22 protein-coding genes are annotated in these 20,724 nt (G+C 64.5%); 8 read left to right on the forward strand and 14 right to left on the reverse strand.

Going from position 1 to position 20,724, the window contains the following annotated elements:
• Window positions 1-31 precede the first annotated feature (31 nt).
• Genes nadA through nadC form a run of 3 tightly spaced genes read left to right on the forward strand, consistent with a single transcriptional unit; the run spans window position 32 to window position 2,035 of the window.
• The gene (nadA, locus tag AB843_RS05065; protein ID WP_048645696.1) at window positions 32-1,006 is read left to right on the forward strand and encodes a quinolinate synthase NadA; all 975 of its coding nucleotides are present in this window, start codon (window positions 32-34) and stop codon (window positions 1,004-1,006) included.
• Window positions 1,003-1,173, forward strand: coding sequence for a hypothetical protein (locus tag AB843_RS25460; protein WP_157384426.1), 171 nt, complete (start codon window positions 1,003-1,005; stop codon window positions 1,171-1,173). Before nadA ends, AB843_RS25460 begins: the two co-directional genes overlap by 4 nt.
• Before the next feature lie 4 nt (window positions 1,174-1,177).
• Window positions 1,178-2,035 (forward strand): carboxylating nicotinate-nucleotide diphosphorylase, encoded by an 858-nt coding sequence (gene nadC, locus AB843_RS05070; RefSeq protein ID WP_048645836.1) that lies wholly within the window; start codon window positions 1,178-1,180, stop codon window positions 2,033-2,035.
• 189 nt (window positions 2,036-2,224) lie between these two features.
• Here the strand turns inward: nadC and AB843_RS05075 are convergent, their stop codons facing one another.
• The 10 genes from AB843_RS05075 to AB843_RS05120 all read right to left on the reverse strand — a co-directional run bounded on the left by AB843_RS05075 (window position 2,225) and on the right by AB843_RS05120 (window position 11,557).
• Window positions 2,225-3,010, reverse strand: coding sequence for an HpcH/HpaI aldolase family protein (locus AB843_RS05075; protein WP_048645697.1), 786 nt, complete (start codon window positions 3,008-3,010; stop codon window positions 2,225-2,227).
• On the reverse strand, window positions 3,007-3,789 hold the full coding sequence (locus AB843_RS05080; protein ID WP_048645698.1) for a fumarylacetoacetate hydrolase family protein: 783 nt from the start codon (window positions 3,787-3,789) through the stop codon (window positions 3,007-3,009). The genes AB843_RS05075 and AB843_RS05080 overlap by 4 nt, the downstream gene beginning before the upstream one ends.
• Window positions 3,790-3,796: 7 nt before the next feature.
• Window positions 3,797-5,251: a 2-hydroxymuconic semialdehyde dehydrogenase gene (locus AB843_RS05085; protein ID WP_048645699.1), complete on the reverse strand. Its 1,455-nt coding sequence runs from the start codon at window positions 5,249-5,251 to the stop codon at window positions 3,797-3,799.
• Window positions 5,248-5,940, reverse strand: coding sequence for a class II aldolase/adducin family protein (locus tag AB843_RS05090; protein ID WP_048645700.1), 693 nt, complete (start codon window positions 5,938-5,940; stop codon window positions 5,248-5,250). The genes AB843_RS05085 and AB843_RS05090 overlap by 4 nt, the downstream gene beginning before the upstream one ends.
• A 4-nt stretch (window positions 5,941-5,944) precedes the next feature.
• Window positions 5,945-6,820: a VOC family protein gene (locus tag AB843_RS05095; protein ID WP_048645701.1), complete on the reverse strand. Its 876-nt coding sequence runs from the start codon at window positions 6,818-6,820 to the stop codon at window positions 5,945-5,947.
• Entirely contained in the window at window positions 6,817-7,680 is an 864-nt protein-coding gene (locus AB843_RS05100) for a VOC family protein (RefSeq protein ID WP_244467896.1), read from the reverse strand. The genes AB843_RS05095 and AB843_RS05100 overlap by 4 nt, the downstream gene beginning before the upstream one ends.
• A 67-nt stretch (window positions 7,681-7,747) precedes the next feature.
• Entirely contained in the window at window positions 7,748-8,716 is a 969-nt protein-coding gene (locus AB843_RS05105; protein WP_048645702.1) for a TRAP transporter substrate-binding protein, read from the reverse strand.
• A gap of 131 nt (window positions 8,717-8,847) precedes the next feature.
• Window positions 8,848-9,777 (reverse strand): 3-hydroxyacyl-CoA dehydrogenase NAD-binding domain-containing protein, encoded by a 930-nt coding sequence (locus tag AB843_RS05110; protein ID WP_048645703.1) that lies wholly within the window; start codon window positions 9,775-9,777, stop codon window positions 8,848-8,850.
• Entirely contained in the window at window positions 9,774-11,048 is a 1,275-nt protein-coding gene (locus AB843_RS05115) for a TRAP transporter large permease (protein WP_048645704.1), read from the reverse strand. Before AB843_RS05115 ends, AB843_RS05110 begins: the two co-directional genes overlap by 4 nt.
• The gene (locus tag AB843_RS05120) at window positions 11,045-11,557 is read right to left on the reverse strand and encodes a TRAP transporter small permease (protein ID WP_206412797.1); all 513 of its coding nucleotides are present in this window, start codon (window positions 11,555-11,557) and stop codon (window positions 11,045-11,047) included. Before AB843_RS05120 ends, AB843_RS05115 begins: the two co-directional genes overlap by 4 nt.
• Window positions 11,558-11,772: 215 nt before the next feature.
• Here AB843_RS05120 and AB843_RS05125 point away from each other — a divergent pair, with 215 nt between their 5' ends.
• Window positions 11,773-12,480, forward strand: coding sequence for an FCD domain-containing protein (locus AB843_RS05125; protein WP_048645838.1), 708 nt, complete (start codon window positions 11,773-11,775; stop codon window positions 12,478-12,480).
• A 193-nt stretch (window positions 12,481-12,673) separates the two neighbouring features.
• On the opposite strand, the gene AB843_RS05130 is transcribed toward AB843_RS05125, so the two are convergent.
• The 4 genes from AB843_RS05130 to AB843_RS05145 all read right to left on the reverse strand — a co-directional run bounded on the left by AB843_RS05130 (window position 12,674) and on the right by AB843_RS05145 (window position 16,535).
• Window positions 12,674-13,765 carry a LacI family DNA-binding transcriptional regulator gene (locus AB843_RS05130; RefSeq protein ID WP_048645706.1) on the reverse strand — a complete coding sequence of 364 codons (1,092 nt, stop codon included), beginning with the start codon at window positions 13,763-13,765 and terminating at the stop codon, window positions 12,674-12,676.
• Window positions 13,766-13,853: 88 nt separating this feature from the next.
• The gene (locus AB843_RS05135) at window positions 13,854-14,789 is read right to left on the reverse strand and encodes an ornithine cyclodeaminase (RefSeq protein WP_048645707.1); all 936 of its coding nucleotides are present in this window, start codon (window positions 14,787-14,789) and stop codon (window positions 13,854-13,856) included.
• 29 nt (window positions 14,790-14,818) lie between these two features.
• Window positions 14,819-15,523 carry a GntR family transcriptional regulator gene (locus AB843_RS05140; protein ID WP_048645708.1) on the reverse strand — a complete coding sequence of 235 codons (705 nt, stop codon included), beginning with the start codon at window positions 15,521-15,523 and terminating at the stop codon, window positions 14,819-14,821.
• A 7-nt stretch (window positions 15,524-15,530) separates the two neighbouring features.
• Window positions 15,531-16,535, reverse strand: coding sequence for an SIS domain-containing protein (locus AB843_RS05145; protein WP_048645709.1), 1,005 nt, complete (start codon window positions 16,533-16,535; stop codon window positions 15,531-15,533).
• A 76-nt stretch (window positions 16,536-16,611) separates the two neighbouring features.
• Between AB843_RS05145 and AB843_RS05150 the strand changes: the two genes are divergently transcribed.
• From AB843_RS05150 to AB843_RS05165, 4 genes are all read left to right on the forward strand, one after another.
• Entirely contained in the window at window positions 16,612-17,571 is a 960-nt protein-coding gene (locus AB843_RS05150; protein ID WP_342021895.1) for a PfkB family carbohydrate kinase, read from the forward strand.
• 92 nt (window positions 17,572-17,663) lie between these two features.
• Window positions 17,664-18,671, forward strand: a complete 1,008-nt coding sequence (gene dctP, locus AB843_RS05155) for a TRAP transporter substrate-binding protein DctP (protein ID WP_048645711.1) — start codon at window positions 17,664-17,666, stop codon at window positions 18,669-18,671.
• A 69-nt stretch (window positions 18,672-18,740) separates the two neighbouring features.
• Complete coding sequence (locus AB843_RS05160) at window positions 18,741-19,211, forward strand: TRAP transporter small permease (protein ID WP_048645712.1); 471 nt, start codon at window positions 18,741-18,743, stop codon at window positions 19,209-19,211.
• On the forward strand, window positions 19,208-20,482 hold the full coding sequence (locus AB843_RS05165; protein ID WP_048645713.1) for a TRAP transporter large permease: 1,275 nt from the start codon (window positions 19,208-19,210) through the stop codon (window positions 20,480-20,482). Before AB843_RS05160 ends, AB843_RS05165 begins: the two co-directional genes overlap by 4 nt.
• Window positions 20,483-20,724 lie beyond the last annotated feature (242 nt).

Consider the following 20,724-nt stretch of genomic DNA (forward strand, 5'->3'; position numbering starts at 1 on the left):
ATACTCGTTTTGAGCATAAAGGAGACCAGGCATGCTCGATGCGCCAGCACCAATGGATGTGCTCTATGAAAAGGTGAAGCGCGTGATTCCGTCGGTCGAATGGCCGGTCTTTGTCGAAGACATTGATGCAATTCTCGAGCTGAAACGGCAGCGCAAGGCCGTCATCCTGGCGCACAATTACCAGACGCCGGAGATATTCCACTGCGTGGCCGACATCGTCGGAGACAGCCTGGCGCTCGCCCGCAAGGCGGCCGGCACCGAAGCCGACGTGATCCTGCTTGCCGGCGTGCATTTCATGGCCGAGACGGCGAAGCTGCTCAATCCCGAGAAGACCGTGCTCATCCCGGATTTGGAAGCCGGCTGCTCGCTGGCCGAATCCGTTACCGCCGAAGACGTCCGCCTCTTGCGACAACGCTTTCCCGGTATTCCGATCGTCACCTATGTCAACACGTCTGCCGCCGTGAAGGCGGAGTCCGACATCTGCTGCACGTCGGGCAATGCGCGCGCGGTCGTGGAATCGCTGGGTGTGCCGCGCGTCATCATGCTGCCCGACGAATATCTAGCAAGGAACATTGCCGCCGAGACCAATGTCGAGGTCATCGCATGGACAGGTCATTGCGAGGTTCACGAGCGCTTCACGGCCGATGATATTCGCGAACTGCGCGATACCCATCCCGATATCATTGTCCTCGCCCATCCCGAATGCCCGCCCGAGGTGGTCACCGAGGCGGACTTTTCCGGTTCGACGGCTGCCATGTCGGACTATGTGGAACGACAAAAGCCGCGGCACGTGGTGCTGATGACGGAATGCTCGATGAGCGACAACGTCGCGGTGGCGCATCCGGACGTCGAGTTCGTGCGCCCGTGCAATCTCTGCCCGCATATGAAGCGGATCACGCTCGCCAATATCCGCGCCGCACTCGAGGAAAACCGGCACGAAATATCGATTGATCCGCGGATCGCCAGGCGCGCACGAAGCGCCGTCGAAAGGATGCTCGCCATATGAAACGTGATTTCGGGACGCTTGCCGGCCGACCGGTGACCGACGGCGGCGGCTTGGCCGGGCTGATGACGGCGCCGCATCTCGCGCCGGAACCGGTGGTGCTGATCTCCAGGCTGGCGGCGCGGGCGCTTGCTGACACGCCGGCCCTGTGCCTTGAACGGAGCGCCTGAGATGATGCGAATCTCGCCCCTTCCCTCGATCATCATCGAGCCGATCGTTCGCGCCGCCCTTCTGGAAGACCTTGGCGGGGCGGGCGACCTGACCAGCGATGCGATTGTCCCCCTCGAGTTCCCGGCTGTGGCGACATTGACGGCGCGGCAGCCGGGCATTGTCGCGGGTCTCGACGTCGCCGCGCTGGCCTTCAGTCTCATCGACCCATCGATCAAAATGGCAGTCGCGTTGCCAGACGGCAGCGCGGTCGCGGCGGGCGAGACGATCGCCACAATGAGTGGCCGCGCGCGCGGCCTGCTCACCGCCGAACGCACGGCGCTGAACTTCCTCTGCCACTTGAGCGGTATCGCCACCGCGACGGCGATGCTGGTCGAGGCAGTGCACGGACACAAGGCAAGGATCGTCTGCACCCGCAAGACGACGCCCGGCCTGCGCGCACCGGAGAAACATGCTGTGCGGGCGGGTGGCGGCTCCAATCACCGTTTCGGCCTTGATGACGCAATCCTCGTCAAGGACAATCACATCGCCATTGCCGGTGGTGTTCGCCAGGCGGTCGGGCGTGCGCGAGCCAATGCCGGTCACATGGTCAAGATCGAGGTCGAGGTCGACACCCTCTCCCAGCTCGAAGAGGTTCTGGGGCTCGCCGTCGATGCGGTGCTCCTCGACAATATGCCCCTGGACGAACTCGCACGCGCCGTGATGATCGCGGACGGCCGCGTGGTCACAGAGGCCTCCGGCAGCATCACCGCAGCGACCGCGGCAGCCGTTGCCGCCACCGGCGTCGACCTGATCTCCGTCGGCTGGCTCACCCACAGCGCGCCGATCCTCGACATCGGACTGGACATTGTAGCCGTCGACTAAACGTTCGTCATGGCCTGTAAGCGCTGCCTGATGGCAACAAACCAGGTGCGGCGCACCGGCATTCACACAATGATTCGAAGGCGTTGTAATCGGAACCTTTGCTGCCTGTCAGGATGAAGCCAACATGGCGTCCTTGACCGTCCGCCTGCCTTGCTCTGCGGGGACGCTGCAGGCAGAAGCGCCGGAGCGTTATGGCCGCGTGTCCTTTGGCTGCGCGGCAACGGTCTGAAGCAACGTGCGCGCCGATCCGACGAGAAGGCCCACATCGACCGCGCCGGCAACGAAACGATAGCCCCAATCGCGGTAGCGCACGGCGTCTTCAGCCTTTGTCGCGAGAATACCGGGAACCTTGCCGGCCGCCGCGATGCGATCGGCGGCTGCCCGGATCGCTTCCTGGACGTCGGGGTGGGCCGGGTTGCCGAGATGTCCCATCGAGGCCGAGAGATCGGACGGGCCGATGAAAACACCGTCGACGCCATCCACCGCCGCTATCTCCTCCAGCCGCGCCATTGCCTGCGTGGTCTCGATCTGGACGAGCACGCAGATCTCGGCGTTTGCCTTCTTGAGATAGTCCGACGCCATGCCGTAGCGACTGGCGCGGGTGGAGCCGGCAACCCCGCGGATGCCTTCCGGCGGATAGCGCGTCGCACGCACGGCGGCCTCCGCCTCCTCCGGTGTCTCGATAAAGGGCACGAGCACGGTCTGGACTCCGATGTCGAGCAGCTTCTTGATCAAGACCTTGTCGTTCCATGCAGGCCGCGCCACGGCGGACGCCGTACCGACAGCAGCCGCCTGGAGGATCGGCTGCAGACCGGCGATCTCGATTGGCGAATGCTCGGTGTCGAACAGCATCCAGTCGAAGCCGACGAGCGATAGCGCCTCGGCGGCGACGGGGCTCGCAAGCGTGCTCCACAGACCCCACTGCGTCTCGCCGGCCAGGAGCCGCGCCTTGAAGCGGTTTTCCGGCATTGTCATACGAACTGCACCGCGACCGAGCCGAGCGGACCGAAATCGGCATGCAACGTGTCGCCCTTCGCCGCCCAGACGGGCCGCGTGAAGGAGCCCGACAGCATCAGGTGGCCGGGTTCGAGCGTCGTGCCGAAGGGGGCGAGCTTGTTGGCGAGCCAGGCGATCGCCATGGCCGGGTGACCGAGAACGCCGGCGGCAAGCCCGGTCTCCTCGATCTCGGAATTGCGGTAGAACACCGCGCCGACCCAGCGCAGGTCGACCGCGTCAGGGCGCACCGGCCGGCCGCCGAGCACGATCGCGGCGGCTGCGCCATTGTCGGCCACGGTGTCGTAGATCCTGCGCGGCTCGGTGACGCGCGCGTCGATAATCTCGATCGAGGGCACCACCCATTCGGTGGCGCGCAGCACATCGACGAGGCCGATGCCGGGGCCTTTCAGCGGCTCCTTCAGGATGAAGGTCAGTTCCGGCTCGACGCGCGGCACACAGAAGGAATCGAACGGCACCTTGGCGCCGTCGGAGAAGACCTGGTCATCGAAGAGATAGCCGTAATCCGGCTCGTCGATCTTGGACGACGCCTGCATCGCCTTCGAGGTCAGGCCGATCTTGTGGCCGACGATCTTTCGCCCGGCCTTGACGCGCTCGGCGGCGACGGCCGACGAGATCGCGTAGGAATCCTCGATCTGGATGTCCGGGAACATCTCGGAGGGACGCAGGCCCTGCTTCTTGGTGCGGTGGCTTTCGAGCAGGGAGGCGACCGCCTCCGCGCGTTGGGCTTCGGTGAGCATGATGTCCTCAGAGCTTGATGCAGACGTTGCGGAGTTCGGAATAGAACTCCATGGAATGGATGCCGCCCTCGCGGCCGATGCCGCTCGCCTTCGAGCCGCCGAAGGGCGTCCTGAGATCGCGCAGGAACCAGCAATTGACCCAGGTGATGCCGACCTCGACTTCGGCCGCCACACGATGCGCCCGCGTCAGATTCTCCGTCCAGATCGAGGTGGCGAGCCCGTAGGGCGAGTTGTTGGCGAGTTCGATCGCCTCCTCCTCGGTGTCGAACGGGGTGAGATGCGTGCAGGGGCCGAAAATCTCCTCGGTGATGATCGGCGATGTTTCCGGCAGACCGGTCCAGACGGTCGGTTCCACCCAGTAGCCGCCCTCGTAGCCCTGCAAGTCGGGCACGCCGCCGCCGACGATCACGTTGGCGCCTTCGGCACGGGCCTTGTCGTAGTAGGAGAGAACCTTGGCGCGGTGCTCGGCCGAGATCAGCGGCCCCATCGTCGTCGTCTTGTCGAAGGGATCGCCGAAGCGGTAGCCGCGCGCCTTGTCGGCAAGGCCTTCCGCGACCCGGTCGAAGATGCCGCGCTGCACATAGATGCGCTCGGTGCCGAGGCAAACCTGGCCACTATTGGCGAAGCAGGCGCGGCCGATGCCTTCCATCGTCTTGTCGAAGTCGGCGTCGTCGAAGATGATGCCGGGATTCTTGCCGCCGAGTTCGAGCGAGATCGGGCGCACGCCGCGCGCGGCGGCCGCCATGATCGCCTCGCCGGTGCGGGTCTCGCCGGTAAACGTGATGCCATCGACATCCCGGTGCGTGGTCAGGAACTCGCCGGCGCAACCCGGGCCACGTCCATGAACAACGTTGTAGACGCCGGCCGGGATGCCGACCTCGTTCATCACTTCGCCCAGAAGCGTCGCCGTCGCCGGCGTTTCCTCTGAAGGCTTGACGACGACGGTGTTGCCGCAGGCAAGCGCCGGCGCCACCTTCCAGGTCATCAGGAGCAGCGGCAGGTTCCATGGGCAGATGACGGCGATGACGCCGCGCGGCGTGCGCATGGCATAGTTCAGCGCCCCGGCCCCGTCCGGTGTCGGCAGGGCAAAGCTCTCGGTGCCGAGCGTCGCCACCTGGTCGGCGAAGACATTGAAATTCGCGGCACCGCGCGGAATGTCGATGTGACTCGCGATCGAGCGCGGTTTGCCGGTGTCGCGGATCTCTGCGGCAAGGAAATCTTCGAAGCGGGCGTTGATGCCGTCGGCGAGCTTGCGCAGCAGGCCGATGCGTTCGGGCACGCTCATGCGGCCCCACGGGCCTTTCAGCGCCGCGCGCGCTGCACCGACCGCCTGGTCGACCTGCGCCTTGTCGGCGGCGCGGATCTCGCCGATCACCTCGCCGGTGGTCGGAAAGTGGTTGGCAAAGCCGTCACCCCGGCCCGGGACGAACTGGCCGTCGATGAAGTTCCTGAATTCGGTCACGTTGCGCTGCCCTTTTCTTGCGGAGCCTTTTCCGGGTCTGCCGCTGTCAGATAATCCCACATGCGTTCGACGATGCGCCCGGCCCTGGTCGCCCGCTCGGCCGCAGCCTCCGGCGCGATTACGGGCGCGTCCGCCAGCCCGGCCATCCGGGCGGCAAGCTCCACCCGGCACATGTCTTCGAGATACCAGGCGAGCACCGTCGCCTCCTCGAGGCTCGCCCCCGCCGTCACCGCGCCGTTACCGCGCATCAGCAGGCCGGCGCTCACTCCCATCGCGTCGACCGCGCCCTCGGCGCGGGCATCGTCGCGGATCAGCTGGACATCATTCCAAAGCCCTACTTTCGGGGCGAAATAGGTCCCGAATCCGTGACGCATGGCCGGCACGGTCGAGGCCGCGCCGAGCGCCATCGCGTTGGGGCCCATGAAGCGCACCACGCCCTTGGCCTCGGGTCGGCGTCGGTAGATCTGCTGGTGCAGCCGCACCTCGCCGAGCACGCCTTCGGGCAGCGGCCCCTCGACCGGCACCTCGACGCAGACAGCACCCGGCGCGATCAGCCCCATCGGCTCGGGCGGGCAGACGAGAAAGCGCTTCGTATCGATGCGCGCAGAACAATGGCCGTAGGCATGAACGAGGTTCGCGCGGGCAAGCGCGCGGGCAGCCAGCCGGACGGTGAGAGAGAGGTCCTGCATCGCGCTACCTGTCTTCGCCCTTGCTGTCGCCGAACGCCGCGATGCGCGGCGCCGCGCCCCACTTGCAGAAACCCTTCGGCTCGAAATGGAACTGCCGGTCGCGCCACAGCGGCTCGTCGTGGATCTCGCAGACCCCTGTCGAGTACTCGAACGTCATCCCGTCCGGTCCGGTGAAGTAGAGGAACTCCGCCGAGGAGGTTGGGTGCTGGCCGGGGCCGAAGGTGACGTTGACCTGGTTATCGGAGACGAAATTGAACGAGCGCTGGATGTCGTCCGTGCCGCCGACCTGATGGTTGATGTGCTGGATTCCCGCCTTGTGGAAGGGAAATAGCGCGATCGAATGGTGGATCGTGCCGAGCCGCATCAGCGGTGCATCGCCGATGCGGTCGGAGACGCGGGCGTTGCAGACGCGGGTCCAGAAGGCTTCGTCGCGGGCGGCGTCGGTGGTGCACAGGCCCACATGCGAGAAGCCGGTAATGCCGGCGTCGCGGGTGCCGTGGTAGCGGCGGCCGGTCGTCTCGGGGCGCACCACGAACTCGATGGCGTTGCCGGTCGGGTCGCGGAAGCCGATGAACTCGCGCACCAGCCGCGCCTCGCATTCCTGGCGCGTGCCGTAATGGACATGATGGCCGAGCGCTTCCAGCGTGGCGGCGGCCGTCTGCAGGTCCTTGCCGCGGCCGAGTTCGAAGGCGGTCACCTGGTCGCCCGGATCGCCCTCGACATAGCACAGCGTATGGGCGCGCTCATCGGACTTGAAATAGGTCGCGCCGCGGCGGCGCTCGGAAACCTCGAGGCCGAGGATGTTGGTGGCAAACCATTCCGCGCCAGCCAGATCCTTGGTGCCGAGGCGGCAGTAGACGACGTCCTTCAGTTCGATCATCGCGCATCTCCTCCGAGGAACTCCGGCTGCTCGGTTACCGAGCCCCACATTCCGTGGCTCTGCGCGGTGTCGGCGAACTGGCGCGGGCCGCGCGCTTCGATCTGCGGGCCCTTCTCCATGCCGGTCATGTAGCTCATCAAGAGGCCGCGAGGTCCGCGCGTCGTCACGTACATGGCGCCGGAGGCGGCCTGCCGGTCCGGGCCGGCGACGACGGGAAGCTGGCTCTTCTGGATGAAGTACCAGTTGCGCATCAAGCTGTCCTTCGCATCGACCTCGAAGGCGGCGCCGAGGATGCCGTCGCGGGCGGACGGATAGAGCGCGATGCGGTGGTGCGCCTCGTCGAGCGACAGATAGGCAACCTCGCCCACCCAATCGGAAACCGTGAGACCGAGGCCCTTGACGAAGAATATCTCGTTCGCCGCCACGTCGGTGCAGGCAAGCTGGACGGCGCTGAAATCGGTGATGCCGGCATCGCGCGGACCGTGGTAGCGCCAGCCGGACTCCAGCGGCCGCCAGACGATCTCGACGGTCACGCCGTTCGGTGCGATCACCGCAAGCACGGCCTTGGCCTGACGCTGGCGCGCCGCGTCGGCATTGAGGAAGGCGGGCGCGTATCCGATCGTCTCGAGCCGCGCCTTGAGCGCGCCGAGATCCTCCTCGCGCGCCACGGTGAGCGCGATCGCCTCGCCGTCGCCTGCCGTCGAAAGGCAAAGCGCGTAGTTGCGGTCGTCGGAGCGGAACATGGCGCGCGCATCGTCGCGGTCGGCAGGCTGGAGGCCGAAAACGTCCCGTGCAAAGCGCGCGGCTTCGTCGAGATTGTCGACGTTCACACGCAGGTATCGAAGGTCACGGTATTTCATCATCGGCTCCTTGCATTCGGTGCGCACGGGCGGCGGGCCGCCCATGCGCGGGTCCAAAGTCGGAAACTCACATGCCGGAGGCTTCGGCTTCAAGCTCCTTGAGGAGTGGCGCTTCCTCGCGCCAGCGGGCATACCACTGGTCGATGGCACCGCCGAACCAGTCGCGACCGACTTCGGTCACCGGAACCTTGGTCGTCTCGAGCTTGGCGCGGTAGTCGGCGTCGATCTGGGCATAGCTGGCGACCATCGTATCGAGCCTGGTGGCGAAGACTTCCTGGACGACCGCGCGGTCGGCTTCCGCGATCGTGCCCCATTTGCGGCCGGACGCGATCGCCGCCATCGGGAACATCATGTGGTTGGAGATGGTGATCGAGCCGGCGTGGTCGAAATACTTCGAGTTCCAGGTGCCCTCGACGTCGATCTGCATGCCATCGACCTGGCCGTTGGCGAAAGCGTCGTAGAGCGCGGGCAGCGGCATCGGCGTCGGCGCGGCGCCAAGGCCTTCCCAGAAGGCGAGTTCGGGCGCGAAGGGGATGGTGCGGATCTTCTTTCCCTTCAGATCCTCTACCGTCTTGGTCTCGCCGCGGGTGACGATCATCCGCATGCCGGCCATGCCCCAGCCGAGACCGGTGAGGCCGAAATTGTTCATGTCCTCGAGCAGCTTCGTCGCTGTCTTGCCCTTAAGCAGCTCACGTGCGCCTGCGACGTCCTTGACGATGTAGGGCGCGAGGAAGATGCCGTAATTGGGATCACGGTTGGCGAACTCGCCGAGCGTGAAGAAGGCGAAGTCCATCGCTCCGGTCTGGAGCTGCTGGAGCATCTGCGCCTCGTTGCCGAGCTGGCCCGAGGGGAAGATCAGGATGTCGACCCGGCCTTCGGTGCGGGTCTTGATTTCCTCGGCTGCGGCGGTCGCGGTCACCGTCCATTGGTGCGGCGGCGGCGTAATCAGCCCGAGCCGGTACTGCTCGGCAGCCGCCGTGCCGGCGGTCATTGTCAGAATGGATGCCGCAAGCGCGGCGCCTGTGAAGCGTTGCATGTCCTACCTCCCCATTTCACTCAACCGTGCAGATGTGTGGGTTGCCGGTCGTGGCCTTATAAAATATCGATATCCCGTCACAACACAAGAAAATATCGATATTTCCTTCAAAAAGAAATTTTATCGTTATTTCAACGGCTTTCGTCTCGCTCCCGGTTCATCTGTGCCACGAGCTCAAGGATCACAGGCATGGTCGCATCGCGATCCGCAGCGATTTTCGCCAGCGGCGGCAGGTTCGCCGCCTCGTAGGTGCGCGCAATCGTTTCGCAGGTGCCGGCATCGAGCACCGGCGCGCCGAGATCATCGAACAGCGCCTGGAACTGCGGACCGAGCGCGTCGAGGAAGCCTGCCATGCCGCGCTCGGCGCCAGCGAGCGCGAAGACGCTCATCGGACCGAGCCGGCACCAGCGCGGCGCCAGCGCTTCGGTCACCGCGCGCTCGGTATCCTCGAGGCTCGCCGCACCCGTGGCGACGAGATGAACGGCTTCGCGCCAGAGCGCCGCCTGCAGGCGGTTGACGAGATGGCCGGCGACCGGCTTCTTCAACTCCAGCACCGTCTTGCCCATCGCCTCATAGATTGCGCGGGCCCTGGCCATCGTTTCCGGCGTGGTCGCCGCGCCGCCGGCGATCTCGACCACCGGCATCAGGTAGGGCGGGTTGCAGGGATGCCCGATCAGGAGGCGGTCCGGCCGCACCAACCCCTCCCCGATCGCGTCTGCGGTGAAGCTCGACGACGACGAGGCAATGATCGTGTCCGGCCCTATTTTTCGTTCGATGTCGGCGAGGGCGCGCCGCTTCAGCTCGAGATTTTCAGGCAGCGCTTCCTGGATGAGATCGACGCCGCCCTCCGGGAGGATCGCCACCACAACCGGTGGCGCTGCTTCGGCAGCGAGGTTGCCGAGCTGGGTCAGAACGACACGCGCCCGCTCCCAGGTGGACATGACGCGCGCGGCGGCGCCCGGATCGGGATCGACGACGCGTGTTGCGCAGCCCGCACCCGCGAATGCCGCCGCCCAGCCGGCACCGATCAGCCCGCCGCCGATGACCGCCACGCTGGTCATTGCAGCGCGGCCCCGAGGCCCGTTGAGAGCAGCGGGAACAGAGATAGAGCCACAATGACAAGCGCGACGGCGAGGAAGAAGGGCATGATCAGCCGCGCCAGGCGCTCGGCCCGGACCCCGCCCATCAGCGCCGCGGTGAACAGGCCGGTGCCGACCGGCGGCGTCAGGAGACCCGCCGTCAGATTCAGGCAGACGATGACGCCAAACTGAAACGGGTCGATGCCGTAGACGCCCGTCGCCACCGGCAGGAACACCGGCACGACGAGGATGATCGCCGGGATCGGGTCGGTTACCGTACCGAGGAAGAGCAGGATCAGGTTGATCATCAGCAGGAAGACGATCGGCGATGTCGTCAGCGACTGCACCCAGGCCGCGACGATGGCCGGCACGTTCTCGAAGGTGATGACCCAGGAGAAGAGTCCGGCGGCGGCGATCAGGAACAGCACGACCGCCGAGGAGGCCGCCGCCCGCATGAAGGCCGGCCAGATATCCTTCACCGACATCTCGCGATAGACGAACATGCCGACGATGACGGCGGCCACCGAGGCAATGGCGGCCGCTTCCGTCGGCGTCGCGATGCCGCCGAGGATCGAGCCTATGATGACGACGGGTATGGCCGCTGCCGGCAGCGCGTCGCGGATCGCGATGGCGCGCTGACGCACCGCCAGTTTCTCGCTGCGCGGAAAGTTGTGCTTGTGCCCGAGCCAGGCGATGACGGCGAGGAAGGCAAAGAACAGGATGAGGCCGGGCACGATGCCGGCGATGAAGAGATCGCCGATCGGAAGCTGGGCGATGACGCCGAAAATGATGAACATCATCGAGGGCGGAATGATCGGCGCCAGCATGCCGCCGGCCGCGGTGATCGCCACCGAGACGTCGCGCGGATAGCCGGCGCGCTCCATTTCGGGGACGGCGATGCGCGACATGATGGTGATCTGCGCCACGGTCGAGCCGAGGATCGAAGCCATCATCATGTTGGCGACCAGATTGACATAGGCGAGCCCGCCGCGCACCGAGCCGAGCAGCGCCATGGCGAAGGCCATCAGCCGCCGGCCGATCCCGCCCTCGTTCATGAACTCGCCGAGCAGGATGAAGAGCGGCAGCGCCAGCAGGCCGTAGTTCTCGAGGCCGCCGAAGAACTGCTGCGGAAAGCTCTGGAACAGGATGGTGTTGCCGCTCGCAAGAATGATGACGATGGCGAGCGCCATCAGTGCGAAGGCGATCGGCACGCCGACGATCAGGAAGGCGAGAAAGAACCCACCGCCGATCATTGCGCGCGCTCCGAAACGGCACCGAAGCGGGCGAAAACATGCACCAGACCGGTCAGGCAGAAGACGGGAAGGATGAGCCAGAACCAGACCTTGCGAACGCCGAGCGTCGTCGTCGGTTCCTGGTAGAGGAAGTTGAAGCTCTCGCGTGAATAGGCCTGCAGGCTCTCGGCCGAAAGCACCCCGAGCGGGTCGAACCAGTTCCACAGCATCCAGGCGAGGAGCGCGAACAGACCGAGCAGGATCGTATCGACGACGCGCGACAATGCCGTGCTGATGCGCTCGCCCATCGCGTCGGAAATCAGCGTGACGGCAATGTGCTGGCGGCGCGCGAGCCCGAGGGATGCGCCGGCGAATGCACCGAGAACCATCAGGTAGACGGCAAGCTCGTCCGTCCAGATCAGCGGACGGCCGAAGGCGCGGGACACGACATTGGCAAGCAGAAGACCCAGAATGGCGGCGACGATCGCGCCCGCAAAACGCGCCTCGACCCAGGCGACTGCATCGCTCATCCGCAACAACCGGCCGCGAATCCCATTGCTTTCGTCAGCCCTCCCCGGCGCAGCCATACACATCTCCCTTGCCTGCAATCCGCCATTGGCGATCAAGACGCCAATGAATATCGATATTTTTGCAGTGTCAAACAAAAGATCGATATTATTGCGCTTTTGTCCAATTGGCGTATGCTTCGTGAAAGGCTATCAAACCATGGGCAGGAGGCTTGGGCTTGAACGTCATCGATCCACAGGGTCCAGAGAAGACCATCGCGGAGCGCGCCTATCGCACGATCCGGGAAGACATCGTGTCCGGCGTCCTGAGGCCAGGCGAGAAGCTGAAGATCGTCATCCTGCGAGAGCGTTACGGCTTCGGCGCAGCACCCCTGCGGGAGGCGCTGTCGCGGCTTTCCGGTGATCATCTCGTCAACGTCATGGGCCAGCGCGGTTTCGTCGTCGCGCCGATCTCCGTGCGCGACGCCGCCGAAATCGGCGACCTGCGCAAGCTGCTCGAGGTCGAGGCGCTGACACGCTCGATCCCGCGCGGCGATACGGCATGGGAGGAGCGGCTGATCACCACTTATCACCGCCTGTCGCGGCTCGAGACCGGCGAGAATCAGGGCATCGACGCGCTCGACCTCTGGGAGAAGCACAACTCCGCCTTTCACGACGCCACCGTCGCGGCCTGCGATTCCGTGTGGCTGCTTCGGCTGCGCGAACAACTCTTCCGCCAGCACGAGCGTTACCGTCGGTTCAGCCGTATAAGAACTGTCTGGACTCGCGACATCCACGCTGAGCACGAGGCGATCTTCGAGGCGGCAATGTCACGGGATGTGGAGGGGGCGGCCGGAATCATATCCGAGCATGTTCAACGAACGACCGATGCTGTCATTGCTGCGCTATCGCCGAACGGTCTTCGCGTCGATGTGCATGCCCCCTAGATCGGTTCACCGTTTCATGGAAACGCTGTCCCACTCTATCTCATTGCTTTTCGGCATTGGTGCGGACGTCAAGTGATTCCACCAGGCTGCAAGATGCTATAGAGCCGGGACGGCACACGGCGTAGGTTCAGAAGCGGCCCCGCCCTTGCCGGTCGCGGCAATGAGAGGAAGCGGCTTCCCGCCTCTGCTCTGGCTATTCACAGATGGCGATCGAACCGCGTTCGACGAAATCGGCCCGCATCATTACGGAGCGTCCTCGGCTGTCGGTGCCTTCGACCCGTTCCAGAAGCATGGTCGCGGCTTGCTCGCCCATGGCAAGGCGCGGCTGGGCCATGGTGGAAATGCCAGGCGAAAGAAAGCTCATCCACTCCAGATCGTCGAAACACACCAGCGAGAGGTCGCCCGGCACTGAGAGCCCGGCTGCAGAGATCGCGCCCATGACGCCTTCCGACATGGTGCCATCGGTCGCAAACACCGCCGTCGGCCGGTCAGAACGATCAAGCAACTCGCGCGCGACGGCCTGCGCTGCCTGGGCCGAATAGGCGCCCACACGACGGATCAGCGAGATCTCGACCTCCAGACCAGACTGCCGGTGCGCGCGCAGATAGCCGAGCAAGCGTTGCCAGCTGGGAAAGAGCGTGTCGGTCGATAGAACCTCGCCCGCAAGCCCGCGCTTGAGCAAGGCCTCCAGTCCGCCCTCCTGGTCTTCGAGCATCTCGCCGACGAGCCCGATGCGACGGTGACCGGCGGACACCAGTGCAGACACCGCACGCTCGGCGGCTGCGATGTTGTCGATGGCCACGCGGTCCACCTCCAACCCCGCAACACTGCGGTCGAGCAGGACGAGCGGCAGACCGGCTGCCTGAAGGTCTCGCAAATGGTGTGCGTAGCGCGTGTCACAAGGCGAGACGATCAACCCGTCCACCTGCTTTTCCATCAGCAGGTTGACCGCGCGGATTTCCTTGTCGAGGTTCTCGTCGGAATTGACGATCAGCAACCCGAAGTCCCGACTTTCGGCCACATCGGCAATGCCGCGCAGGATCGAGGCGTAGAACGGGTTTTGGATGTCGCCGGCGACGACGCCGATCGTGCGCGTCTTGCCTGTGATGAGGCTGCGGGCAAGTGCATTGGTGCGGTAGCCCAGTTTGCGCGCAGCCTGCATGACCTGTTCGCGCGTCTTGGCCTTGGCATAACCGTAGTCGCCGAGGACGCGGCCGGCAGTGGCGGTCGACACGCCCGCCAGCCGGGCCACATCCGCAATCGTCGCTTTGGGTTTCTTGGCCACAGTGTGCCGCTCCCCTACCCGCCGACCACCCCGGTCCGCCCTTGCGTAATGGCAGGAAATGCTTTTGCAAGCGATGCCATTTTTCGCGTCACGCCGCGTTATTCAGAGCGATTGCAGTAAAGACATCGAGATGTGCCCCACCGACATTCTTGAAGATGGTGATCTCGTCAGCCGACTGCCGGCCCTTCGCTTTTGCCTGCGCGAGTTCGAAATGGTCGCCGGCAATCGCGTCCCCGCTGACAACACCGGAGGCGAGTGCCGGCCCAAGATCGCCCGTGCTCTCCATGCCGCGCCGCGTATCGACGAAGATGCGGGCGCGGGCAAGGGCCTCGTCGTCGGTCTCGCGCAGGCTCGTCATATAGGCGCCGACGAGGTCGAGATGCGTGCCGGGCTTCAAAAGCGCGCCCCTGACCAGCGTGCGGTCGGACATCGTCACGCAGGTGATGACGTCGGCCTGTGCCACCGCTGTGTCGATGTCGGCCACCGCCTTTGCATCCACGTTCTCGCTGCGCAGCCCGTCTGCGACCGCCTCGGCCTTGAGAGCAGTGCGGTTCCAGATCAGCACGCGCTTCAGCGACGGCCGCGCGGCCATGTGGGCGGCGGCAAAGTGCGGCGCGAGAGCCCCCGCACCGACCACCAGCAGCACCTCCGCGTCGTTGCGAGCAAGCAGTGATGCGGCAAGCGCGGAATCGCCGGCAGTCTTGCGCGCGGTCATCGCTGCGCCATCGGCCACCAGCAGCGGTGCGCCTGTTGCGCCATCGAACATCGCGACAAGCCCCTGTACGTTGGGCTGCGGCGGCGTCAGCTGCTCGTTGCCTTGGAAGACGCCGACCATCTTGACTGCGACGGGACCGCCCGGCACCCATCCCGGCAGCGTGATGAACTGGTTGCCGCCGCCGGCTGGATCGTTCTGAACCACGACGTCGGAGACAGGCATCGCACCGCGATGCGCCTGCGAGAAGGCCTTGATGAGATAGGGCCAGGGCAAAGCGGCATGGACCGCGGCAGCGTCAAAGACCTTCATGGCGTTTCCTCGTCGTCCCTGGTCAGGGCTCAGTTCTTCACGGCGAGCGTGACCAGGTGGCAGGGCGTTACGGTTTGCGACAGCGCAAGCGGATTGCCCGCTGCGTCAAGCACCAGCTTATCAATGCGATAAACGGGTTCGGTGGTCGAGACGCCAAGCAATTCCGCCTCCGACGCACGGGCGAAACCGACATCGATCAGGCGTTCGGCCCCGGCAGGCTCGACACCATAGGCCCTGCGCAGGGTGGCAAAGAAGCTCTTGCCCGCCACCACCGGGCTGTGTGCATCCGCGAAGCGTTCGGCATCGAAGTAGAGCGTTTCCAGTGTCATAGCCCGGTCGTCCATCTCGAGCAGGCGAAGAAAGCGGATGAGACGAGATGCCTGAAGCCGGGCCGCAATGACCGGCGCATCGGGCTGGTCCTCGCTGTCGAGGACGCGGTGCCCAGCCTTGCGGCCCTGACCTTCCACCACATCGGCAAAACCCGACAGCGAAATCGTCTGCTGCATCTTGCGCGGCGCGACCAGCGTGCCCCTGCCCTGCTGGCGGATGAGCAAGCCTTCCGCGCACAGTTCGCCGACCGCCCGGCGCAGTGTGATGCGGCTGACGCCATAGGTCTCACACAGTTCGAATTCGGACGGCAGGAAGCTTCCTTCGGCCAGACGGCCAGCCCCGATCTCGGACAGGATCCTGCGTCGGACCTGTTCGTAGAGCGGCAAGAGACCGTCATGTGCCATTGTCGCCTCAGTAGTCGGACAGCTTCTTCATGTAGCGGCGGCCATCCAGCATGACCTGATTGCGGAAGCCGGCCACCTTATAGATGAAGCGCCACAGTGTGTCGAAGAAGATAAGCGGCACGGCATTGCCCCTGAAACGCTCGTCGATGCCGGACAGATCCAGCTTTGCCGCATCCAGCACGAGGATGTTTTCGGCCTTGCCGAAGCGGTGCAGGAACTCGTCTGCGCGTTCATCAAGCGCGCGGGTGGAGCCGAGCCCCTTCATGAGGACGAAGCAGCGCGTATCGTCGAGAACCTCAAACGGGCCGTGGAAGAATTCGTTGGAGTGGATCGCCTGGCTGTTGATCCACTGCATTTCCATCAGCACACAAATTGCGAAGGAGTAGGCAGCCCCGTAGCTTGCGCCCGACGCCATGGTGTAGACGACGTCCTGCTGCGCAAAGTGCTCGGCATAACGGTCCCACAGCGGCGCGAAGGTTTCCTGCGCGCTGTCGATGGCCGCCTGGAGATTGCAAAGGCTGTCGATCAGCGGTTCGGTCAGGTCCTCGCCGCCCGTGCCTGCAACGAGGCCCATGACGATCTGGTAGATGACCGAATAGTTGCTGTGACGAGCGTCGATGGGCACACCGGTGGTGTAGGGCGCCTCGAACCTGATCGGATAGTGCACCGCAGCGCCAAGCGGCGAACCGGGCTCGACGGTGAGGCCGATGGTCACCGCCCCCTTTTCACGCGCAAACTTCGCGGCAGCGGTCGTCTCCTTCGTCGTGCCAGTCATCGAGCACAGGACGACAAGCGTGTCCGGGCCGAGGCGCCTGGGCGCACGCGCTACGAATTCGGCCGCGTTGTAGACGTCGGACGGCAGCGCACCGTGCTGGTCGAGCATGAACTTGGCCGGGTGCATGATCGACAGCGAGCCCCCGCAGGCGACGAAGAAGACATGGCGCAGCGCCGCGAGATCGATGGCGGATAGCGCAGCCGAGACGGCCGGATGGAAGCGGTCGGGAAGAGGCATTGGCAGACACCTTTTTTATAAGATGACATAAGACATATTAATTTTATCGCCCGAGTGTCAAGCAGCCGTTGACAAAGTGTGCGATTTTCTGCGAACGTTCTCACATTGTCACACAGATGAGATGCCGGTGTCACGATCCGCCCCCAGAATCCTTGCCTTCAGCGACAATGTCGTGGACTGCTACCGCGACCAGCAGTTGATGTTTCCCGGCGGCAACTGCGTGAACCATGCCGTCTTCGCAAAACGCTTCGGCGCGCAGACCGCCTATGCAGGTGCGGTATCGGACGACGCGGCCGGCCGCGCCATCCGCGACGCCCTCGTGGCGGAAGGAGTGGAGACACCGCTGCTGCGCCACCTGCCAGGGCAGACCGCCTATTGCGTGATTGCGACGCAAGGCGGTGAGCGGAACTTCGTCGGCGCCAATCTGGGCGTCTCGATCATCGCCCCCTCGCCTGCCGATCTCGCCTGGATGAAGACGGCCGATGCCGTCCACACCGGTCGCTCGAGCCATGTCGACGCATGGCTGGCGCATTTTGCCTCGCTGACGCGCGTTTCTTACGATTTTGCAACCATCCGCGCGGAAGATCGCATCGCGAGCCTGGCGCCATATAGTTTCCTGGCCGGTTTTTCCGGTGGTGACCTCAGTCGCGACGAAGCCCGCGACATCGCCGGCATGGCATTGCGGCACGGGGCCAAATGGGCCGTGATCACGCGCGGCGGCAACGGCGCGCTGCTGGCGGGTCCCGATGGCGTGTTCGAGGCGCCGGCAGTGTCCGTTCAGCCGGTGGATACACTAGGCGCGGGCGACACCTTCATTGCCCGCACGCTCGTCGGCCTGCTGCGCGGCGAGACGCCGGAGATCATCCTGATGGCTGCGGCCGAGGCTGCGGCACAGACGTGTCTCTCGCCAGGCGCGTTCGGCTATGGCGTGCCGATGGCAGTAGACCTTTCGTGCATGCTCACCATCGACCAGATCTACGCCACGACCCGTCCGGTGATCGGCCCCGAGGCCGCGTCGGCCATGACAACCGTGTGAGGAAAGCGGAGGAAAACGTTCTCACATACCCAGAAAATGCCCGGAACTAGCCAACCAGAACCAACGGGAAAAACTCAACAGGAGGACCAGCAATGAACCAGTTCATCTCATCTGCCCGGCTGCTTGCAGCCACCGCGGCCGTCACGGCAATGCTGAGCGGGCTGCCGGGTGCGGCCATCGCGCAGGACGTGACCATCCGCATCGCCACCGTGAACGCCCCCACCAGCGAATCCTGGAAAGGCGTGATGGCGACCGCCGAGCGCGTGACCGAGCGCACCGAAGGCCGTGTGAAGTTCGAGGGCTTCCCATCGGGGCAACTGGGCACGACGACGGACTCAATCGAGCAGGCGAGCCAGGGCTTGCCGATCATGACCTTCACCTCGGCCTCGTTCCTTTCGGGTTTCGGCGTGCCGGAAATGTCGATCGTCGAAGGCCCATTCGTCGTCTCCAATATCGACGAGGCCGAGACGCTGGCTTTCTCCGACCTGATGCAGGGCTATTATGACCGCCTCGCCGAGGCAGCCGGCATCCGCGTTGTCGCGATCAACTGGTTCGACGGCCCGCGCCACATGATCGGCAATGCGGGCTACGCCTCGCCGGAAGACCTTCAGGGCGTGCGCATGCGCGTGCCGCCGGTCGAGACCTGGCTGAAGACGTTCGAGCCGCTTGGCGTGATCGCCACCACCGTGGAAGCGGCCGAAGTCTATTCCGCGCTGTCGCAGGGCGTCGTCACGGCGGCCGAAAGTCCGCTAACGGGCCTGCGCGCCTCCAAATGGCCTGAGGTCGCCAAGGAAATCACCCTGACCGGCCACTTCAACCTCTTCACCGGCTGGGTGATGAGCGAGACCGCCTTCCGGCAGATGAACGAGGATGATCGTGACATACTGCTCGAGGAATTCCGCAAGGGCGGTCAGGACCTGACGGAGATTTCCGCCAATCTCGAAGCCGAGATCCGCAAGGAGTTCGAGGAGGCCGGGGTCACCTTCCACGAAGCAGACATCGACGCCTACCGCAAGGCCACGGCAAGTTTCTACACGAGCTTCCCGGACTGGCCGGAAGGGCTCTATGATCAGGTACGGGCTGCAGCCACGGGCAACTGATGTCCGTATCCGGACGGGCTCACACGACCCGTCCGGCTTTCCCTGCAGCCGTTGGAGGCGGTTGAGACAATGAGGCCTTGGCGCGCGCTGATCGACTTTCTGGGCATGACGCTGCCTGCACTCCTGCTTGCCGCGCTGGTGACGATCGTCATGGCCGACGTGATCGCGCGCAACTTCTTCGCCATGTCGATCATGTGGGCGCAGGAGATGGCGGTGATCCTGCTGGGCGCGACGGTCTGGCTTGGCCTGTCGGGGGCCGCCATGCAGGGACAACTCTTCGGCATCTCGCTCTTCGTCGACCGGCTGCCCTCGCGCGCAGCCGGCTATGCCAGGCTGCTGGCCGATCTACTGGTTCTGTTGATCGCCGCAGAGGTTATCCGAGCCGCCGTCGCCCAGATTTCCACGGCACGCTTCACGACCTTCCTGACGCTCGGCTGGCCGAAGTGGATCATGGCTGCCATGCTCGCTCTGGGCATGGGGCTCGTCATCGTCGGGCGCCTCCTGTCATTGGCCGACCGCTACAGGAACCAGCGCCCGTGACCATCGTCGCTATCGTTTTCCTCATTCTGCTCGTTCTCGGTCTGCCGATCGGCTTCGTCATGCTGGGCGCATCGATGGCCTATTTCGCGATCAACCCGATGATGGCGAGCCTCGTCGCGCAGCGCATGTCGTCCGGGCTCGAATCCTTCCCGCTGCTGGCTATACCGCTCTTCATCGTGGCGGGCGCGGCAATGGCACGTGGCGGGATTGCCGACCGCCTCTACGCCTTCTGCGAAACACTTGTGGGCCACTGGCGCGGCGGCCTGGCGCAGATCGCCGTGCTGAATTCGGTCTTCATGGGTGCAATGTCAGGCTCGGCCAACGCCGATGCGGCCATCGATGCACGCACCATCGTGCCCGTCATGCGCGCGCGCGGTTATTCCAACGCCTACGGGTCGGTGGTGAGCGCGGCCTCGTCCATGATCGCGCCGATCATGCCGCCCAGCATCGCGCTGATCGTGTATGGACTTTTGACCAACACCTCCATTGGCCGTCTGTTCATCGGCGGTGTCGTGCCGGCCTGCCTGATTGCAATCGCACTGATGCTGACCGTGCGCTGGACGGCAAAGCGGATGAACCTCGCACCCGCTCGCGAAACGCGCGCGGGATCGCGCGAGGTGCTGAGGAACGCACGGGCGGCGCTATGGGCGCTGGCGATGCCGGTTATGCTGCTTCTGGGATTGCGCAGTGGCTGGTTTACGCCCACCGAACTGGGCGCGGTTGCGGCGGTGTATGCCTTTCTCGTCGGCTTGCTTGTCTATCGCGGATTGAACCTGCGCGAGACCCTGTCGCTCTTTTCCGAATCTGCCGTCACCACGGCCGGCGTGTTGTTCATTGTCGCATCGGCGTCCGTCTTCTCACTCATCCTGAGCCTGGAGCAGGTGCCTCAGCAATTGATCACAGCGCTGCTTGCGGTCTCGGAGAACAGGTATGTGGTGCTGCTGGTCATCAACCTCGGCCTTCTGATTCTGGGAACCGTCTTCGAAGGCCTGGCGATCATCGTGATCCTCGGACCGCTGCTGGTTCAGGTGGCTCAAAGCCTGGGCATCGATCCCGTGCATCTGGGTGTGGTGCTTGTCTTCAACACCACCATCGGATCGCTGACCCCGCCGGTGGGAACCGTTATGTTCACGGTCTGCTCGATCACCCGCTGCTCGATAGAGGACTTTTCCAAGGCATTCTTGCCGTTCCTTGCAGCCGCGATAGGCGTATTGTTGCTCCTTACCTACGTCCCGGCGCTGGTGACTTTTCTTCCCAATCTGTTGTTTTGAAGCGGTCAGAGGCGTGACAGCCAAGGCAAACAGCGATCTGTGGCGCAGCTCCGAATTCCGCAGAAGGGAGCCCTTGTCAAGCGCTTTATAAATATCTGTATCTGCTGTTAGATTCAGCTTTATACAAGGGTTCAACACACGCAACTCCGCGGCTCCAGGAGAATCAGCCGCCCATGAAGTTTCGGGTCATTCGGTTCAGATTGCAAAAGCCGCTGATGAGCCGTACCGGCGGCTTGTCGCCG

Source organism: Nitratireductor soli (genome assembly GCF_001050155.1).
GTDB lineage: Bacteria > Pseudomonadota > Alphaproteobacteria > Rhizobiales > Rhizobiaceae > Nitratireductor > Nitratireductor soli.

Coding starts and splice junctions, on each gene's coding strand:
- AB843_RS05090 (WP_048645700.1), bottom strand. CDS start 5,940: ATGCAGGACCTCTCTCTCACCGTCCGGCTGGCTGCCCGCGCGCTTGCC.
- AB843_RS05105 (WP_048645702.1), bottom strand. CDS start 8,716: ATGCAACGCTTCACAGGCGCCGCGCTTGCGGCATCCATTCTGACAATG.
- AB843_RS05115 (WP_048645704.1), bottom strand. CDS start 11,048: ATGATCGGCGGTGGGTTCTTTCTCGCCTTCCTGATCGTCGGCGTGCCG.
- AB843_RS05140 (WP_048645708.1), bottom strand. CDS start 15,523: ATGGCACATGACGGTCTCTTGCCGCTCTACGAACAGGTCCGACGCAGG.
- AB843_RS25460 (WP_157384426.1), top strand. CDS start 1,003: ATGAAACGTGATTTCGGGACGCTTGCCGGCCGACCGGTGACCGACGGC.
- AB843_RS05100 (WP_244467896.1), bottom strand. CDS start 7,680: ATGAAATACCGTGACCTTCGATACCTGCGTGTGAACGTCGACAATCTC.
- AB843_RS05080 (WP_048645698.1), bottom strand. CDS start 3,789: ATGCTCACCGAAGCCCAACGCGCGGAGGCGGTCGCCTCCCTGCTCGAA.
- nadA (WP_048645696.1), top strand. CDS start 32: ATGCTCGATGCGCCAGCACCAATGGATGTGCTCTATGAAAAGGTGAAG.
- AB843_RS05160 (WP_048645712.1), top strand. CDS start 18,741: ATGAGGCCTTGGCGCGCGCTGATCGACTTTCTGGGCATGACGCTGCCT.
- AB843_RS05120 (WP_206412797.1), bottom strand. CDS start 11,557: ATGAGCGATGCAGTCGCCTGGGTCGAGGCGCGTTTTGCGGGCGCGATC.
- AB843_RS05110 (WP_048645703.1), bottom strand. CDS start 9,777: ATGACCAGCGTGGCGGTCATCGGCGGCGGGCTGATCGGTGCCGGCTGG.
- dctP (WP_048645711.1), top strand. CDS start 17,664: ATGAACCAGTTCATCTCATCTGCCCGGCTGCTTGCAGCCACCGCGGCC.
- AB843_RS05075 (WP_048645697.1), bottom strand. CDS start 3,010: ATGACAATGCCGGAAAACCGCTTCAAGGCGCGGCTCCTGGCCGGCGAG.
- AB843_RS05135 (WP_048645707.1), bottom strand. CDS start 14,789: ATGAAGGTCTTTGACGCTGCCGCGGTCCATGCCGCTTTGCCCTGGCCC.
- AB843_RS05095 (WP_048645701.1), bottom strand. CDS start 6,820: ATGATCGAACTGAAGGACGTCGTCTACTGCCGCCTCGGCACCAAGGAT.
- AB843_RS05145 (WP_048645709.1), bottom strand. CDS start 16,535: ATGCCTCTTCCCGACCGCTTCCATCCGGCCGTCTCGGCTGCGCTATCC.
- nadC (WP_048645836.1), top strand. CDS start 1,178: ATGCGAATCTCGCCCCTTCCCTCGATCATCATCGAGCCGATCGTTCGC.